14 protein-coding genes are annotated in these 17,920 nt (G+C 46.1%); 7 read left to right on the forward strand and 7 right to left on the reverse strand.

The genetic code is table 11. The annotated features are described in order from the left end of the window. Positions 1–27: 27 nt before the first annotated feature. The 6 genes from cah (at position 28) to putR (ending at position 7,448) form a co-directional block, all read left to right on the forward strand. Entirely contained in the window at positions 28–984 is a 957-nt protein-coding gene (gene cah / locus MHB62_RS01850; protein WP_015382711.1) for a cephalosporin C deacetylase, read from the forward strand. 83 nt (positions 985–1,067) lie between these two features. Beyond that, complete coding sequence (locus MHB62_RS01855) at positions 1,068–1,850, forward strand: nucleotidyltransferase domain-containing protein (RefSeq protein WP_003246492.1); 783 nt, start codon at positions 1,068–1,070, stop codon at positions 1,848–1,850. Positions 1,851–2,039: 189 nt separating this feature from the next. Then, complete coding sequence (putB, locus tag MHB62_RS01860) at positions 2,040–2,951, forward strand: proline dehydrogenase PutB (protein ID WP_003246421.1); 912 nt, start codon at positions 2,040–2,042, stop codon at positions 2,949–2,951. A 16-nt stretch (positions 2,952–2,967) separates the two neighbouring features. Continuing rightward, positions 2,968–4,515 (forward strand): L-glutamate gamma-semialdehyde dehydrogenase, encoded by a 1,548-nt coding sequence (gene pruA / locus MHB62_RS01865; protein WP_003234655.1) that lies wholly within the window; start codon positions 2,968–2,970, stop codon positions 4,513–4,515. 90 nt (positions 4,516–4,605) lie between these two features. Continuing rightward, entirely contained in the window at positions 4,606–6,060 is a 1,455-nt protein-coding gene (gene putP, locus MHB62_RS01870) for a sodium/proline symporter PutP (RefSeq protein ID WP_072175235.1), read from the forward strand. A 152-nt stretch (positions 6,061–6,212) separates the two neighbouring features. Then, positions 6,213–7,448: a proline utilization transcriptional regulator PutR gene (gene putR, locus MHB62_RS01875; protein WP_003234651.1), complete on the forward strand. Its 1,236-nt coding sequence runs from the start codon at positions 6,213–6,215 to the stop codon at positions 7,446–7,448. A gap of 36 nt (positions 7,449–7,484) precedes the next feature. On the opposite strand, the gene MHB62_RS01880 is transcribed toward putR, so the two are convergent. From MHB62_RS01880 to MHB62_RS01890, 3 genes are all read right to left on the reverse strand, one after another. Continuing rightward, positions 7,485–8,342, reverse strand: a complete 858-nt coding sequence (locus tag MHB62_RS01880) for a TIGR03943 family putative permease subunit (protein ID WP_015252860.1) — start codon at positions 8,340–8,342, stop codon at positions 7,485–7,487. Positions 8,343–8,346: 4 nt separating this feature from the next. Next, the gene (locus tag MHB62_RS01885; RefSeq protein ID WP_080015519.1) at positions 8,347–9,231 is read right to left on the reverse strand and encodes a permease; all 885 of its coding nucleotides are present in this window, start codon (positions 9,229–9,231) and stop codon (positions 8,347–8,349) included. A gap of 99 nt (positions 9,232–9,330) precedes the next feature. After that, a complete protein-coding gene (locus tag MHB62_RS01890; RefSeq protein ID WP_019712511.1) occupies positions 9,331–10,185 on the reverse strand; it encodes an alpha/beta fold hydrolase in 855 nt (284 codons plus the stop codon). Positions 10,186–10,341: 156 nt separating this feature from the next. Between MHB62_RS01890 and ffoR the strand changes: the two genes are divergently transcribed. Further along, complete coding sequence (ffoR, locus tag MHB62_RS01895) at positions 10,342–11,352, forward strand: ferredoxin--NADP(+) reductase (protein ID WP_019712384.1); 1,011 nt, start codon at positions 10,342–10,344, stop codon at positions 11,350–11,352. Positions 11,353–11,383: 31 nt separating this feature from the next. On the opposite strand, the gene cobA is transcribed toward ffoR, so the two are convergent. The 4 genes from cobA to nasC form a co-directional block, all read right to left on the reverse strand. Then, positions 11,384–12,835, reverse strand: coding sequence for a uroporphyrinogen-III C-methyltransferase (cobA, locus tag MHB62_RS01900; RefSeq protein ID WP_080015511.1), 1,452 nt, complete (start codon positions 12,833–12,835; stop codon positions 11,384–11,386). Between the two features lie 60 nt (positions 12,836–12,895). Beyond that, positions 12,896–13,216 carry a nitrite reductase small subunit NirD gene (nirD, locus tag MHB62_RS01905; RefSeq protein WP_003246252.1) on the reverse strand — a complete coding sequence of 107 codons (321 nt, stop codon included), beginning with the start codon at positions 13,214–13,216 and terminating at the stop codon, positions 12,896–12,898. Between the two features lie 31 nt (positions 13,217–13,247). Beyond that, entirely contained in the window at positions 13,248–15,665 is a 2,418-nt protein-coding gene (gene nasD / locus MHB62_RS01910; RefSeq protein WP_019712386.1) for an NADPH-nitrite reductase, read from the reverse strand. Between the two features lie 120 nt (positions 15,666–15,785). Beyond that, entirely contained in the window at positions 15,786–17,918 is a 2,133-nt protein-coding gene (nasC, locus tag MHB62_RS01915; RefSeq protein ID WP_019712387.1) for an assimilatory nitrate reductase catalytic subunit, read from the reverse strand. Positions 17,919–17,920: the final 2 nt, after the last annotated feature.

A 17,920-nucleotide genomic window follows, 5' to 3' on the forward strand; every position in this document is an offset into this window, starting at 1 on the left:
TTATAAAACAAAGGGGAATAATCGGAAATGCAACTATTCGATCTGCCGCTCGACCAATTGCAAACATATAAGCCTGAAAAAACAGCACCGAAAGATTTTTCTGAGTTTTGGAAATTATCTTTGGAGGAACTTGCAAAAGTCCAAGCAGAACCTGATTTACAGCCGGTTGACTATCCTGCTGACGGAGTAAAAGTGTACCGTCTCACATATAAAAGCTTCGAAAACGCCCGCATTACCGGATGGTACGCGGTGCCTGACAAGGAAGGCCCGCATCCGGCGATCGTGAAATATCATGGCTACAATGCAAGCTATGATGGTGAGATTCATGAAATGGTAAACTGGGCACTCCATGGCTACGCCGCATTCGGCATGCTTGTCCGCGGCCAGCAGAGCAGCGAGGATACGAGTATTTCACCGCACGGTCACGCTTTGGGCTGGATGACGAAAGGAATTCTTGATAAAGATACATACTATTACCGCGGTGTTTATTTGGACGCCGTCCGCGCGCTTGAGGTTATCAGCAGCTTTGACGAGGTTGACGAAACAAGGATCGGTGTGACAGGAGGAAGCCAAGGCGGAGGTTTAACCATTGCCGCAGCGGCGCTGTCAGACATTCCAAAAGCCGCGGTTGCCGATTATCCTTATTTAAGCAACTTCGAACGGGCCATTGATGTGGCGCTTGAACAGCCGTATCTTGAAATCAATTCCTTCTTCAGAAGAAATGGCAGTCCGGAAACAGAAGTGCAGGCGATGAAGACACTTTCATATTTCGATATTATGAATCTCGCTGACCGAGTGAAGGTGCCTGTCCTGATGTCAATCGGCCTGATAGACAAGGTCACGCCGCCGTCCACCGTGTTTGCCGCCTACAATCATTTGGAAACAGAGAAAGAGCTGAAGGTGTACCGCTACTTCGGACATGAGTATATCCCTGCTTTTCAAACGGAAAAACTTGCTTTTTTTAAGCAGCATCTTAAAGGCTGATAAATGTGAAAAGCCGCCGCATATCATCAGGCGGTTTTTTTCTGCAAACTGCCGGAATGAGAACAGACTGGAGACGAATAGATATGAAACAAAGAATCATTGATGAATTAAAACGGATCGAGCAGTCATACGGAGTCAAAATCGTGTATGCCGTCGAGTCAGGAAGCCGCGCATGGGGATTTCCCTCGCAGGATAGTGATTACGACGTCCGCTTTATTTATGTGCCGAAAAAGGAGTGGTATTTTTCAATTGAGCAGGAGCGTGATGTCATTGAGGAACCGATTCACGATTTGCTGGATATCAGCGGCTGGGAGCTGAGAAAAACGCTTCGGCTTTTCAAAAAATCAAACCCTCCGCTCCTCGAATGGCTGTCCTCAGACATTGTGTATTATGAAGCATTTACGACCGCAGAGCAGTTAAGAAAACTGCGCACGGAGGCATTTAAGCCTGAAGCAAGCGTGTATCACTATATCAATATGGCGAGAAGGAACGTCAAGGATTATCTACAAGGACAAGAGGTCAAAATTAAAAAGTACTTCTACGTTCTTCGGCCTATTTTGGCCTGCCAATGGATTGAAAAGCACGGAACCATACCGCCAATGGACTTTACTGTTTTGATGAATGAACTTGTTGCTGAACCCGAGCTGAAGGCTGAAATGGAAACCTTGCTTGAACGGAAAAGAAGAGGGGAAGAGCTTGACCTCGAAGCAAGAATCGATGTTATTCACCAATTCATTGAAACGGAAATTGAAAGAATCATGGAAGCGGCAAAAGAACTGAAGGCAGAGAAAAAAGATATGACATCTGAATTGAACCGTTTGCTTTTGAATACGGTTGAAGAAGTGTGGAAGGATGGAGGAAGCTGATGTTTTTTGTCGCTTCCTTTTCTCCTTTATTCGACAGAATCCCCCCCGACTTTCTAACTATCTGATTGTGGCAAACCCACAAAAATAATCAGAATCTTTGTATTTTGAGAATATTGTGAACGTCGGTTTTGTCCATTTACAATAAACTCATACAAATACTTCTTAGATTGCGGGGTGTTGAGGTTGGAAGTGATCACAAGAGATTTTTTCTTATTTTTATCCAAAAGCGGCTTTCTCAATAAAATGGCAAGAAACTGGGGAAGCCGGGTAGCAGCGGGTAAAATTATCGGCGGGAATGACTTTAACAGTTCAATCCCGACCATTCGACAGCTTAACAGCCAAGGCTTGTCAGTTACTGTCGATCATTTAGGCGAGTTTGTGAACAGCGCCGAGGTCGCACGGGAGCGTACGGAAGAGTGCATTCAAACCATTGCGACCATCGCGGATCAGGAGCTGAACTCACACGTTTCTTTAAAAATGACGTCTTTAGGTTTGGATATAGATATGGATTTGGTGTATGAAAATATGACAAAAATCCTTCAGACGGCCGAGAAACATAAAATCATGGTCACCATTGACATGGAGGACGAAGTCAGATGCCAGAAAACGCTTGATATTTTCAAAGATTTCAGAAAGAAATACGAGCATGTGAGCACAGTGCTGCAAGCCTATCTGTACCGGACGGAAAAAGACATTGACGATTTGGATTCTTTAAACCCGTTCCTTCGCCTTGTAAAAGGAGCTTATAAAGAATCAGAAAAAGTAGCTTTCCCTGAGAAAAGCGATGTCGATGAAAATTACAAAAAAATCATCCGAAAGCAGCTCTTAAACGGTCACTATACAGCGATTGCCACACATGACGACAAAATGATCGACTTTACAAAGCAGCTTGCCAAGGAACATGGCATTGCCAATGACAAGTTTGAATTTCAGATGCTGTACGGCATGCGGTCGCAAACCCAGCTCAGCCTCGTAAAAGAAGGTTATAACATGAGAGTCTACCTGCCATACGGCGAGGATTGGTACGGCTATTTTATGAGACGCCTTGCAGAACGTCCGTCAAACATTGCATTTGCTTTCAAAGGAATGACAAAGAAGTAAAAAAGGAGAGATTATCATGACAACACCTTACAAACACGAGCCATTCACAAATTTCCAAGATCAAAACAACGTGGAAGCGTTTAAAAAAGCGCTTGCGACAGTAAGCGAATATTTAGGAAAAGACTATCCGCTTGTCATTAACGGCGAGAGAGTGGAAACGGAAGCGAAAATCGTTTCAATCAACCCGGCTGATAAAGAAGAAGTCGTCGGCCGAGTGTCAAAAGCGTCTCAAGAGCACGCTGAGCAAGCGATTCAAGCGGCTGCAAAAGCATTTGAAGAGTGGAGATATACGTCTCCTGAAGAGAGAGCGGCTGTCCTGTTCCGCGCTGCTGCCAAAGTCCGCAGAAGAAAACATGAATTCTCAGCTTTGCTTGTGAAAGAAGCAGGAAAGCCTTGGAACGAGGCGGATGCCGATACGGCTGAAGCGATTGACTTCATGGAGTATTATGCACGCCAAATGATCGAACTGGCAAAAGGCAAACCGGTCAACAGCCGTGAAGGCGAGAAAAACCAATATGTATACACGCCGACTGGAGTGACAGTCGTTATCCCGCCTTGGAACTTCTTGTTTGCGATCATGGCAGGCACAACAGTGGCGCCGATCGTTACTGGAAACACAGTGGTTCTGAAACCTGCGAGTGCTACACCTGTTATTGCAGCAAAATTTGTTGAGGTGCTTGAAGAGTCCGGATTGCCAAAAGGCGTAGTCAACTTTGTTCCGGGAAGCGGAGCGGAAGTAGGCGACTATCTTGTTGACCATCCGAAAACAAGCCTTATCACATTTACGGGATCAAGAGAAGTTGGTACGAGAATTTTCGAACGCGCGGCGAAGGTTCAGCCGGGCCAGCAGCATTTAAAGCGTGTCATCGCTGAAATGGGCGGTAAAGATACGGTTGTTGTTGATGAGGATGCGGACATTGAATTAGCGGCTCAATCGATCTTTACTTCAGCATTCGGCTTTGCGGGTCAAAAATGCTCTGCAGGTTCACGTGCAGTAGTTCATGAAAAAGTGTATGATCAAGTATTAGAGCGTGTCATTGAAATTACGGAATCAAAAGTAACAGCTAAACCTGACAGTGCAGATGTTTATATGGGACCTGTCATTGACCAAGGTTCTTATGATAAAATTATGAGCTATATTGAGATCGGAAAACAGGAAGGGCGTTTAGTAAGCGGCGGTACTGGTGATGATTCGAAAGGATACTTCATCAAACCGACGATCTTCGCTGACCTTGATCCGAAAGCAAGACTCATGCAGGAAGAAATTTTCGGACCTGTCGTTGCATTTTGTAAAGTGTCAGACTTTGATGAAGCTTTAGAAGTGGCAAACAATACTGAATATGGTTTGACAGGCGCGGTTATCACAAACAACCGCAAGCACATCGAGCGTGCGAAACAGGAATTCCATGTCGGAAACCTATACTTCAACCGCAACTGTACAGGTGCTATCGTCGGCTACCATCCGTTTGGCGGCTTCAAAATGTCGGGAACGGATTCAAAAGCAGGCGGGCCGGATTACTTGGCTCTGCATATGCAAGCAAAAACAATCAGTGAAATGTTCTAAGCGGGACTAAATGGGCATCCTCCCTGCGGGGGTGTCCATTTCATCCATATACTATAAAAAAGAGGAGGAAGTGCCATAGAAAACACACAGCTGATTATTTCGATTTGTATTTATATGGCGGGAATGCTGCTAATCGGCTACTTTGCTTACAAGCGTACGTCGAATCTGACGGATTATATGCTGGGAGGACGCTCTTTGGGTCCGGCAGTAACCGCTCTCAGTGCCGGCGCTGCCGATATGAGCGGCTGGCTGCTAATGGGGCTTCCGGGCGCCATGTTTTCTACTGGTCTGAGCGGCGCTTGGATCGTCATCGGACTTTGCCTTGGAGCGTGGGCGAACTGGCTTTACGTCGCACCGCGGCTGAGAACCTATACTGAAAAAGCGGGGAATTCTATTACAATTCCCGGATTCCTGGAAAATCGCTTCGGAGATCAAACAAAGCTTCTCAGACTGTTTTCGGGAATTGTCATTTTAGTCTTTTTCACGTTTTATGTATCGTCCGGAATGGTGTCCGGCGGCGTCTTATTCAACAGCATCTTGGGGATGGATTATCACACCGGCCTGTGGATTGTGACGGGTGTTGTTGTGGCATATACCCTGTTTGGCGGCTTTTTGGCAGTCAGCTGGACAGATTTTGTTCAGGGGATCATTATGTTTGCCGCACTCATTCTTGTGCCGATCGTTACGTTTTTCCACACGGGAGGAGCAGGTGATACAGTTGCTGAAATCCGCTCTGTAGATCCTGATATGTTTAATATTTTCAAAGGAACGAGCGTCCTTGGCATTATTTCTTTGTTTGCCTGGGGGCTGGGATACTTTGGCCAGCCGCATATTATTGTGCGTTTTATGGCGATAACGTCCGTAAAAGAGATCAAAAGAGCGCGCAGAATTGGGATGGGCTGGATGATTTTGTCTGCAGTAGGCGCAGTGCTGACCGGTTTGGGCGGAATCGCTTATTACCATCAGCGCGGCATGACACTGAAGGACCCAGAGACGATTTTTATTCAATTAGGGAATATCTTGTTCCATCCGATTATCACGGGTTTTCTGATTTCAGCGATTTTGGCCGCGATTATGAGTACAATTTCTTCCCAGCTGCTTGTGACATCAAGCTCACTGGTAGAAGATTTGTATAAGTCGATGTTCAGACGCTCAGCTTCAGATAAAGAACTGGTGTTTTTAGGCCGACTGGCTGTTCTGGCTGTTTCAATTGTCGCGTTGGTTCTGGCTTGGGAGAAAAATAACACCATCCTTGGATTGGTCAGCTACGCGTGGGCGGGCTTCGGTGCATCATTCGGGCCGGTTGTACTGCTCAGTCTGTTTTGGAAACGAATGACCAAATGGGGGGCACTCGCCGGCATGATTGTGGGAGCAGCGACTGTAATCATTTGGGCGAATGCCGGTCTTTCGGACTTTCTGTATGAAATGATACCTGGTTTTGCTGCGAGTCTATTATCTGTCTTTTTTGTCAGCATATTGACGCAGGCTCCGTCACAAGCTGTCACAGACCAGTTCAACGACTACCAAGATACAATGTCGCAATAAAGATCGAAAGGAGGAGGAAGGGGCTGTCCCTTTTTCCTCTTTTCTCCTTTTAAGCGGCCATTTTTTTCTTTTGGAAACAAACGTATTTTTTTCTATACAAAAAGACCCCGTATGGATATGATTAAAGTAAAAAAAGTATAGGAGAAAAAGGTATGGAAGAGCTTTTAGAGAGAGTTTTTTCATTTTCAGATGTTGATAAGCTAATTGATTTTATTAGCTATGAACTGCAAAAGCCAGTGATACTGGAAAGCGCGGATTTCTTTTTGTTAGCCTATAATTCTTACTATATTAACCATTTTGATTCTGCCAACCAGCAGACTATTTTTTCGAAAAAGTGTCCGGTCCAGATTTTTGAGAGGTTTCTGAAGGACGGAATTATTGAAAAATTGAAAACAGAGCCTGAGCCTTTTCGCGTCAATAAAATTGAAAGCATTGGGTTAAACCAGAGGGTGGTCGTGAGTGCAAAGCACAAAGGGGAAGTCATGGGCTACATCTGGATTCAGGAGCTGGACCAAAATCTGACGGATGAAGAGCTCGACTTTTTGTACGAGACCTCCTTCCATGTCGGGAAAATCATTTATAAAACGAATAAATTGAAACAGGAAAAGGAAGAAAAAGCAGAGGATCTCATCAAACGGGCGATCTATCAGCAATTTACCTCTGAGAAGGAACTCAGACGGGAAGCTGAAAGGATCAACACCGTGCTGCCTTCCATGTTTTCAGTTGTTATCCTGCACGCCGCAAATGGGGATGGGGAAGCGGTTGAGGATTTAAAGGAAAATATCAGGTCGTACCTGAATTTACGGGATAAGGTCAGTCATGTCTTAACGATCGAATCAAACATTGTCATCGTCGTAGCGAGTTTTTCCCAAAAAAGCTCCGTCTCCTCAGCAGCTTCTGAGTTTATTAACAAGCTGTTAACACATTTTCACTTTCAAAAAATACCTACCCCTATTTATATCGGTATCGGAAACGAATATAATCACCTATTAAAACTTGGCAAGAGCTACACAGAAGCACTTGAAGTCATCAAAGCCGCAGAAATCACCGGCAATCAGGAAAACATTCCATATGAATATGCCAAACTCGGCATTTACCGCTATTTAGAAAGCATCGAACAGAAAAATGAATTTTTAGAATACGAGAATAAAGATTTAGCTTTATTAAAAGCAAAAGACGAAGAAAGCAGCACTGAGCTGCTCAAAACCTTGGAAATCTATCTCCTCAACAACTGCAAAACAAAACCAGCGGCAGAACAGCTGTTTATTCACCAAAATACATTGAATTACCGCATCAAACAGATTACTGAGATGACGTCGATCGATTTAAGCGATTTCAGAACGCGGTGCCAGCTCTATCTCGATTTGATGCTGATGAAAAAGAAATAAAAAAGAAACCAGTACTTGTACTGGTTTCGTCTTCACTTAAAATCCTCTGTAAACATACGGATCATCAGGTTTTTTAATGGTATTCCAGTCAGTTACTTTGACGACAGGGAGAGTTGACTTGAATGGCTGGTAATATTCTGAGGCCAGAGTGCCCTTAATGTGAATCCATTCATCATCCTTGATGTCCATGTCCTTCGGAAATTCCACAAGCATCCCGTACACGCCGGAATCAGCGATACAGTGAATGATGCCAAACCTTAATACGAACAGCTGATTTTTGTTAATTGCGTTTCCTTTGTAAGCAAATCCATGAAATTCTATCGTCCGTCCGAGAAATTCACCCGGATAGTTATAGATGGTTTCCATTCCTTTTAGGAAATCGTCATCGGTCAGAGAAATCTCTTTTTTGCTGGAATACTTATTAAACAGCTGTTTCATTTGTTTGTCATAGCTGTCTTGCGCGTAATAAAGGCTGGCATCAGGCCGCAAATACTGTGTTTGGGAGTAGTGATCTCCGCTCTCCATCGCCTTAAACGAGAACCCTTTTGTTTTGACAATGGATGAGTCAAGCGTTGCAATCGGGAAGAAGATGCCTGACACCAAAGGAAAAAGAAAAACAACATAAATCAAATAACGCTGATAAAATGGCTTGTTTTGTTCATGGTCATGCTCGTGATCATGGCCGCATCCGCAATCATGGTCATGGTGATGCCCGCTTTTTTCAGGCGACTTGATAAATAGATACGCTTGGACGGCGGTCAGAATAGCCAGCAGGAAGATCGCAATAAAGGACAGATAGGAATATTTCATATTGATATATTTTGTTAGATTTCCTGAGGCATGCAGATGATAAAAGAAAAACGTAAATCCCATCAGCACCAATAGACGAAACACCCAATCACCCCTTTACCAGTAGTGATCCCGCTAAAACAATCACGACAATGTATGTAATCAGCAGGAAAACAAATCGTTTTTTGAAGGCCGCAAGCATGATCAATAGATTCTTAATATCCACCATTGCGCCAAAGACGAGAAAGGCGATTAACGATCCTAATGAAAATGTGCTGCTGAAGGAAGACGCGATGAACGCATCAACTTCTGAACAAAGCGACAGGACAAACGCCAGACCCATCATCACGAGGGAAGAGGATACATCATTCTGCCCGATCGCAAGCAGAGTGGATGTTTTGACATACGTCTGCATAGCGGCTGCGATAAAGGCGCCGATGATTAAATATTTCCCCACGGAGAAAAATTCATCAATGGCATGCCGCAAGGTCCCGCCCAGTTTTTGGAGCACGGTGCCGTGATGATGATGGTGGTGCCCGGGTTCATCAGGCTTTAAAAGCTGGTTATCCTTAAATTGATAGGATAAGATGACCCCGATGATCAGCGAAACGGCGAGAGCCAGTCCGCCTCTGTAAAAGACAACGCTCCATCTATTCCCGAACGCAATATAAGTAGAAAATAAAACGATAGGATTAATGATAGGCGCGGTCAGCATGAAAGCAACCCCCGCATGCAGAGGAACTCCCTTTAACAGAAGCCGCCTCGTAATCGGGATGATGCCGCATTCGCAGGCGGGAAATAAAACGCCGGCCAGCGCACCGAATAAAACGGCGAGAAAACGGTTTTTCGGCATGATTCTTGCAATCATTTCTTCAGAAACAAACATTTGAATGATTCCGGAAAGTATGACGCCAATCAGAATAAACGGAATGGCTTCTATTAAAATGCTGATAAAAATAGAATTCAGCTGAAGAAAAGATGATTGTGCTGTCACAATAAAACCTCCGCTCATGTTAAGCTGCCTTTCTTATGATACCAGAAAAAAAGGCACTGCTTGTTTGACGGAGGAGGGGAAAGGATCGTTTCACTTTGGTTAGGATTCCAAAAAGCTGAGTAGGATACTGTCTGTTTCTGCAGCTTCTTTTCCGAGCCAAATCAGGTGTCCCCATGAGTGAAGCAAACAGAGAGCAGCGCCACGAATGTGCTCTTTTGCATGATGTGCATGTGACAAGTCAACCAATCCATCATAAACACTTTGCATAATCAGCACGGGACATATGATGGCTTGCAGGTCTTTTAAAGAGACAGCGGCGGTTTGTGACAAGTCAATCAGAAATCCTTCACCCGAGCGTTGCCGGCTGTTCATTTTCCGAAATGCTTCCATGTCTTTTTCATCCATCAAGGACTTGATTCGCTGAAACGGAAGCGTGCTGAATTGGGGGCTCATAGCTCGAAACATCAAACGCGGGAAAGCGTTATTCAAAGAAGAAATCAGCTTCCATATCCACTTTTCCACCGGCGGGCGGAAGAGAATTCTCCCCAATTTATATTCAGTGTCTTTTGGGGTGAGCCACTCTTTGGTGACTGCGGATTGCAGGGTCAATGTATTTACTCTTTCCGGATAATGTGAGGCAAAGCATATGCCGCTCGGCCCTCCTGCTGAGATGGCGATCACATGGACACTGTTGATTTGTAAATGATCTAATAATTTCACATAGAAACGGCAGGCGTTGGCAAGACTTTTTCCAATTTCTTTTGACGTTCGTCCATAGCCGGGCCTTGAAGGCGTAATGATGGAATACCCTTGCTCAATCAACGCTGTGTATCCGAATTCCTCGTAACAATTTGAATGCCCGCCATGCATGACAAGGATCGGAGTTCCCTTGCCTGTCACAGAATATTCTAGTGTACTGCCATCAAAGGTGATCGTTTCGACTTGTCTTTTCATCTGTTACTCCCATTTGTCCTATTATAGAGTTTTCAGCAATTGACCACAAGGTGAAGAAATGAATAAACACAGGCTCGTGAAATATGATATACTTTGTATTGATATTCATTCTCAATTAAAATGATTTGATATAGATGTGAACGGGAGGCAGGACGGATGGCTGAGAATCAAGAGGTATATGACGTTACGATAATAGGCGGGGGGCCGATCGGGCTGTTTACTGCTTTTTACTGCGGGATGCGGGAGCTGAAAACAAAGGTAATCGAATTTTTGCCGAAGCTCGGAGGGAAGGTGTCTTTATTCTTTCCTGAGAAAATCATTCGCGATATCGGCGGCATACCGGGGATTGCGGGAAAGCAGCTGATCGAGCAGCTGAAGGAGCAGGCGGCAACGTTTGATCCTGATATCGTATTGAATCAGCGTGTGACCGGGTTTGAACGCCTGGATGACGGCACCATTGTACTGACGGGTTCCGAAGGGGAAAAGCACTATACAAGAACTGTGATTTTGGCTTGCGGCATGGGTACACTTGAGGTCAATGAGTTTGACAGCGAGGATGCGGCCCGATATGCGGGCAAAAATCTTCATTACGGAGTGGAGAAGCTCGATGCGTTTAAAGATAAGCGCGTGGTGATATCAGGCGGCGGAGATACTGCGGTTGATTGGGCTAATGAGCTTGAACCGATTGCGGCGTCTGTGACTGTCGTTCATCGCCGCGAGGAATTCGGAGGAATGGAAAGCAGCGTGACGAAAATGAAACAATCATCGGTGCGGGTGCTTACTCCTTATTGTCTAGAGCAGCTGAGCGGCGATGAAGAGCGCATCAAAAGCGTGACGATTTGTCATGCTGAATCAGGCCAAAGGGAAGATATAGAGGTTGATGAGCTGATCATTAATCATGGCTTCAAAATTGATCTAGGGCCGATGATGGAGTGGGGGCTGGAGATTGAAGAAGGAAGGGTAAAAGCTGACAGACATATGCGAACGAATCTTCCGGGCGTGTTTGTGGCGGGCGATGCGGCTTTTTATGAAAGCAAGCTGAGATTAATTGCCGGCGGCTTTACCGAAGGCCCGACAGCAGTCAACAGTGCCAAGGCTTATCTGGACCCTAAGGCCGAGAATATGGCGATGTATTCCACCCATCATAAAAAATTGGTACATAAATAAAACAGCCCTTGGGGGAAAGGGCTGCCAGCCATCAGCTGTGAAGGAGCTTTTTCTGCGTCTGTTGATTCTGAATGAAAGCTAGCAATTCATCCTGTTCTTGTACAGCTGTGAATCCATAAGCTTCGGCAGCTGAGTCATCGCCTATACAGACGATAGGGGGCCGGCTTGCTGACAATTCCGGCGAAATGCCAATTTGTTCGCCACCATTGATCAATTGCTGAACGGACAGCTTGTTCGGGCAAATGACCATGTGCAGCGGGGATTCACTGATGGTACGCTGAATCATGTGGGTGAACCGGTCATCTATGACGTTTTCATGAGTGATATAAAACGAACAGGATTCATGCTTTTGCATGTTTTCCACTGCATGGCGGCTCCCGACAACAAGACGTTTCTCTGAATCAGGCTGAATGGCGGTGACAAGAAAGCCCCGTTTCTCAAGCTCTGTCTTTGCTTGCTCAGATGCTGCACTCAGTTTGGCTGTCAGCTGGCGGATGTCGATTTTCTGAGAAGCCAGTGCTCTGAAAAATTCACAAACTGCCCGGCGCGATTTGAAAAAAACGTCTTCAAAGGTGCCAATTTTTCGAAGAATGTCTTCATTGACAGGCATGTTTTCGGTCCGCCATTTCGGCCACTCGATGACATCGGCGCCGGAATCGCGCAGCTTGTCTGCAAGCGGGTCTTCATCTTCGCCATGAGTCACAACCATCAAATGCCGTCCGATGAGCGGTTTGCTTTCAAACCAGCTGTGTGTTTGAAAGTTGACGATGTCTCCGATGACGATAATCGCAGGGTTTGTAATCTGGTGTTCCTGCACTTTTTGCTGAATGTTCTCAAGTGTTCCTTTCACACTCCGCTGGCGGCCCCACGTTCCCCATTGGATGACAATGACAGGGACAGAAGGCGATTTCCCGTATGAAATAAGCTGCTGGCAAATATAAGACAAGTTCTTGACACCCATGTAAAAAACAAGGGTTTGAACGCTTCGGGCAAGCCCTTCCCAGTCAAGGTTCGGCGTGCCTTTTAATGATTTATCATGCGCTGTAATCATGGCAAAAGACGATGCAAAATCCCGATGCGTGACGGGGATGCCCGCATATAGCGGCGCTGCAATTCCAGAGGTGATTCCCGGCACCATTTCATAGCGAATGCCGTGCTCATGAAGAGCATCTGCTTCCTCGCCGACTCTGCCGAATACGCTCGGATCTCCGCCCTTCAAGCGAACGACGGTTAACCCATTTAATGCTTTTTCAACCAGCAGGGCGTTAATTTCTTTTTGTTTCATAAAATGGCGGTTTGGCAGTTTTCCGCAATAAATAAACTGGCAGTCCGGTGATGCAAATTCGAGCAGCTTCGGGTTGGCGAGCCGGTCATATAAAATCACATCTGCTTCCTCGAGCGCCTGTTTTCCTTTGATGGTGAGCAGGCCTGGGTCGCCGGGTCCGGCTCCCACGAAATATACGATTCCGTTCTTCATGATCATGTCATCCTTCCGTCACTGTAAAAAATGAAGGACCACTAGAAAAGTGATCCGGTCTTTTGATCAATATACGAGATAAACATGTTCTCCTTCGATCAGCGTTTCATATGTTTTGACGCAACCGTGGTCAGGTTCTTGGACGATTCCGTCTTCTAAGGAAATTTTCCAGTCGTGCATCGGGCAGAAAACATATTGACCGCTGACGATGCCTTCTGCCAGGACGCCGCCCTTATGCGGACAGCGGTTTTCAATGGCGCGGATGCTTCCGTCTGAAAGCTTGAAAACCGCGAGCTCCTTATCTTCAATATACACTGTTTTGCCTAATTGTTCAGGCAATTCTTCAATTTTTCCGATACATACTTTTGTTACGTCTTTGTTTACCATGTCCATTCCTCCTCAATGATAGTTTTTGTCATTATGATGTGGTCACGACATTTTCAAATAATTCTTTAGAAGTTTGTTTATCCTCTAAAAAGTCTTTCCACGGATCCTTGTGGACAGAGAGTGTTTCATTCATTCGGCCGTTCAGCTCCTGCCGCTTTTCCGGATCGTTTAACACGGATTGGACATGGGATAAACCGACGCGCTCAAGCCATGCGGACGTACGCTCCAGATAGTTTGCGGTTTCCCTGTAATATTGCAGGTAAGTGCCCGCGTATTCTAAGACTTCTTCATTTGTTTTCACCTTCATCAGCAAATCGCCGGCACGCAAATGGGTTCCGCCGTTTCCGCCGACATAAAGCTCCCAGCCTCCGTCGATGCCAACAACGCCAAGGTCCTTAATGCCGGATTCCGCACAGTTTCGCGGGCAGGCAGACACGGCCATTTTGACTTTGTGAGGCGTGTTCAGCCCTTCGAATTTTTTCTCAAGCGCAATGCCCAGTGCCATGGAGTCTTGTGTGCCGAAGCGGCAGAATTGCTCGCCTACACATGTTTTCACTGTGCGGAGCGTTTTTCCGTACGCGTAGCCCGATGGCATATCAAGATCTTCCCATACCTTCGGAAGGTCTTCTTTTTTCACGCCGATAAGATCAATTCGCTGGCCGCCTGTCATTTTCACGAGCGGGATCTCATATTTGTCAACGACATCGGCGATCTTGCGCAAATCTGTGGAGTTGGTCACGCCGCCGTACATCCGAGGAACGACTGAGTATGTTCCGTCTTTTTGAATATTGGCGTGCATTCGTTCATTAACAAAGCGGGATGTCCGGTCATCCTCGTATTTGGTTGGATTGATCATGCCTAAGTAGTAGTTCAGAGCGGGCCGGCATTTAGAACAGCCTTCTGGCGTTTTCCAGCCGAGCACATTCATGACTTCTCTTGTATGTGACAGCCCTTTGGCTTTGATTTCTTCTACGACTTCATCTCTCGACAATGTGGTGCAGCCGCAAATGGCTTCTTTTTGCGCTGACGCATCAAAGTCTGATCCGAGCGTATGCTGGAGGATTTCTTCTACGAGCGGCTTACAGCCTCCGCATGAGCGGGATGCGCCGGTGCATGCTTTGATTTCGTCCGTTGACGAGCAGCCCTTTTCCTGTATGGCTTGAATAATCGCACCTTTTGACACGCCGTTACAGCCGCAGATGATTTCATCGTCGCTCATCGCTGCGGTTATGCTTGTGCCTGCTTCCTGGCTGAGGGGCTGTAAGATTGATATTTTAGAGGTTTCAGAGATATCGGCTTCTTTTTGAATCATAGAAAACAGGCGATTGCCTTCGCTGCTGTCGCCGAATAAAACAGCACCGACAATTTGATTGCCTCTCAGGACGATTTTTTTATAGATGCCGTCCTGCTCATCGAAGACTTTAATCGCTTTTTTCTCCTCTGATTCGTTAAAATCACCGGCAGAGAAGACCTCGACGCCTGATACCTTTAACTGTGTGGAGAGAACGGAGCCCTCATACGGTTTTGTTTCGATGCCGCACATATGCTTTGCCAGCACTTTTGCCTGTTCATACAGCGGCGCCACAAGCCCGTAGGCGATTCCTCGGTGCTCGGCACATTCGCCGACCGCGTAAATGTGCGGGATTTCAGTCTGCATATAATCGTTGACGATGATGCCGCGGTTAACCGGAATGCCGCTCTCGGCCCCGAGCGTTGTATTTGGGCGGATGCCGACAGCCATGACGACTAAATCAGCTTCAATGCTTGTGCCATCCTTGAATCGGAGGCCTTCGACACGGTCGTCACCGACAATTTCTTCTGTTTGCTTTTCAAGTAAAAAGGTCATACCTTGTTTTTCTAACTCGTTTTGCAGCAGGCGTCCTGCCGTTGCATCAAGCTGGCGCTCCATCAGGAATGGGGCAAGGTGGATGACGGACACATCCATGCCAAGATTCAGTAGTCCGCGAGCTGCTTCCAAACCAAGAAGTCCTCCGCCGATGACGGCAGCTTTTTTATATTGTTTTGACGCGGCGAGCATTGTGTCTGTATCTTTTATGTCCCGGAAAGCTGTGACGCCTTTTTTGTCTGCGCCCGGAATCGGAAGGATAAAAGGGACCGAGCCTGTCGCCAGGATCAATTCATCGTAAGGCTGGATTCTGTCTGCATCTGTGATGACTGTTTTGTTTTCCGTGTCCACTTTGATGACTGTTTCATTTGTATACAATTGAATGTTGTTTTCTTCGTACCAGTCCCAATCGTTTAACGTAATATCTTTAATATCTGTATCGCCTTGAAGCACTTTTGACAAAAGGATTCGGTTGTAATTGGGATGCGGTTCGGCACCGAAAATTGTGATCTGAAACTCGTCTTTAGCAATACTCAGTATCTCTTCAATGGCCCTTACCCCGGCCATTCCATTACCAACAAGAACTAGCTGTTTTTTTCCCATCAGATGATCCGCTCCTTATCAATGTTTTTTCCAGCGTAGCACAGCAAAAAGGAATATTTAAGATACATGTTATAAAATGTAACAAAATATACGAAAAGTTCTAAAAATTTTATGAAAAATTTAAATAGGTCTGATTCGGACGGCGCATACCTTAAAACCGGGCATTTTACAGGCTGGATCTAAGGCTTCCCCGATTAAATCATTCACATTTTGAGCGTCTGCCCAATGGATGGGAACAAAAACAGTATCTTTTCTGATTTGTTCTGATAATTTGCTGCGGACGGTGATGCTTCCCCGCGGCGATTCTATTTTTACCAGTACACGGTCCTCGATATTGTAGGTCGCTGCTGTTTGCGGATGGATTTCCATAAACGATTCAAAATGTCTCGCGGCAAGGGCGGCGCTTTTTCTTGTTTGGACGCCTGTTAAGTAGTGAGACATGACTCTGCCTGTCGTTAAATAAAGCGGATAATCGGCTGTCGGCTTCTCTTTTGGAACAGGTGGTTCGTTTGGAATCACACTTAATGCCGCTTTTTGATCCGGATGAGCAAATGATTCTGTAAACAAGCGCCCAGTTCCGGGATGATCAGATTCCGGACACGGCCAATGAATGCCGCCTTCACGTCTGAGCCTGCCGTATGAGATGCCTGAATAATCGGCAATCCCGCCTCGGCTCGCTTCTCTCAATTCATTAAAAATATCCTCCGCTGACGTATAAGAAAAGTAGCGGCCCTTGCCGAGAGCGGATGCGAGATCACAAATGATCTGCCAATCATGCTTTGCTTCGCCGGGGCATGGCCGGCTTGCTTCTCTTAATGTCACGCGTCCTTCTACATTTGTCATGGTGCCTTCATCTTCTAAGTAAGAGGAGGCAGGTAAAATCACATCTGCGTATTTCGCAGTCTCAGAAATAAACAAATCGATTGCAACAAAGAATGTCAGTTTCCTTAAAGCCTTTTTCACGAGATTCGCATTTGGGCTGGAGACAGCAGGGTTGGAGCACATGAGGAACAGTCCTTTGATGTCGCCGTCATTGATTTTTTCCATCATTTCATAGGCTGAGACACCTTTTCGCGGGAGTTCATCCTGATGGATTCCCCACACTTTCGCAATATGCGCCCGGTGTTCTTCGTTTTCGATAGAACGGTAGCCTGGAAGCTGATCGGCTTTTTGGCCATGCTCTCTGGCGCCTTGCCCGTTGCCTTGTCCGGTGATCGCCCCGTAGCCCGAGTAAGGTTTGCCGATTTTTCCTGTGATCAGCACCATGTTTAAGAAGCCTTTCACAGCCGCTGTTCCATCGGTTTGCTGTTCAATCCCGCGGGCTGTAAACAGCATGCCGGACGTTTCCTTGGCAAACTTCACAGCAGCTTTTCTTATATCCACCAGCGAGACACTCGTCTGTTCGGCGATGTCATTCAGGTTCAACGAGTCAGTATGCTGCTTCAGCTCTTCGAATCCATTTGTTCGTGATTGAATGAAATCCTCGTTTATAAGCTGTTCGTCAATGATGATTTTGACGAGACCGTTGGCAAGGGCGGCGTCTGTGCCGGGTTTGATTTTCAGATGAAGATCGGCAATTTTTGTTGTCGCTGTTTCACGCGGATCAATGGCAATGATGTAAGCTCCGTTTTCTTTCGCTTTTTCAAAATACGGCATAATCGTAGGCTGGCACTCCGCGATATTTGTGCCGGCCAGAATGATCACACGGGTGTGGGGAATGTCAGATAAGGGATTCGTTAAGCCTCTGTCGGCTCCGAATGTTTGGTTGGCTGCGGTTGCTGCGGCGGACATACAAAGCCTCCCGTTGTAGTCGATGTATTTTGTCTGTAAGCCCACCCGTGCGAATTTCCCTAACAAATACGCCTCTTCATTTGTAATCGAGGCGCTTCCGTATACCGCCATAGCGTCATGGCCGTGTTCTACTTGGATCATTGTCACTTGGTCTTTAATGTAATTCAGTGCTTCTTCCCAGGAAACAGGCATAAACTCGCCGTTTTTCTTCAGCAGCGGCCGGGTGATGCGGGAGGAGTTCAGGGCATGCTGGTGGGCGTTCATGCCCTTCATGCATAGCCGACCCTGTGTTGTAGGATTATCAATCCCGATCGCAGTGTACTTTTTGCGCGTGACGATGGTTTGTTCCACGAGCTGCATTTTGCACTGCATGCTGCAAAACGGGCATTGAGTGTCATATGTTTTTTCTGATTGGACGTCTTGCTGTTTATCACGGAAATATCTAAGCAGTCGTTCAGTCAAAA

It is taken from the genome of Bacillus sp. FSL K6-0255 (assembly GCF_045040725.1).
GTDB classification, from domain to species: Bacteria; Bacillota; Bacilli; order Bacillales; family Bacillaceae; genus Bacillus; species Bacillus subtilis.

Coding starts and splice junctions, on each gene's coding strand:
- cah (WP_015382711.1), top strand. CDS start 28: ATGCAACTATTCGATCTGCCGCTCGACCAATTGCAAACATATAAGCCT.
- MHB62_RS01855 (WP_003246492.1), top strand. CDS start 1,068: ATGAAACAAAGAATCATTGATGAATTAAAACGGATCGAGCAGTCATAC.
- pruA (WP_003234655.1), top strand. CDS start 2,968: ATGACAACACCTTACAAACACGAGCCATTCACAAATTTCCAAGATCAA.
- putR (WP_003234651.1), top strand. CDS start 6,213: ATGGAAGAGCTTTTAGAGAGAGTTTTTTCATTTTCAGATGTTGATAAG.
- MHB62_RS01890 (WP_019712511.1), bottom strand. CDS start 10,185: ATGAAAAGACAAGTCGAAACGATCACCTTTGATGGCAGTACACTAGAA.
- ffoR (WP_019712384.1), top strand. CDS start 10,342: ATGGCTGAGAATCAAGAGGTATATGACGTTACGATAATAGGCGGGGGG.
- cobA (WP_080015511.1), bottom strand. CDS start 12,835: ATGATCATGAAGAACGGAATCGTATATTTCGTGGGAGCCGGACCCGGC.
- nirD (WP_003246252.1), bottom strand. CDS start 13,216: ATGGTAAACAAAGACGTAACAAAAGTATGTATCGGAAAAATTGAAGAA.
- nasD (WP_019712386.1), bottom strand. CDS start 15,665: ATGGGAAAAAAACAGCTAGTTCTTGTTGGTAATGGAATGGCCGGGGTA.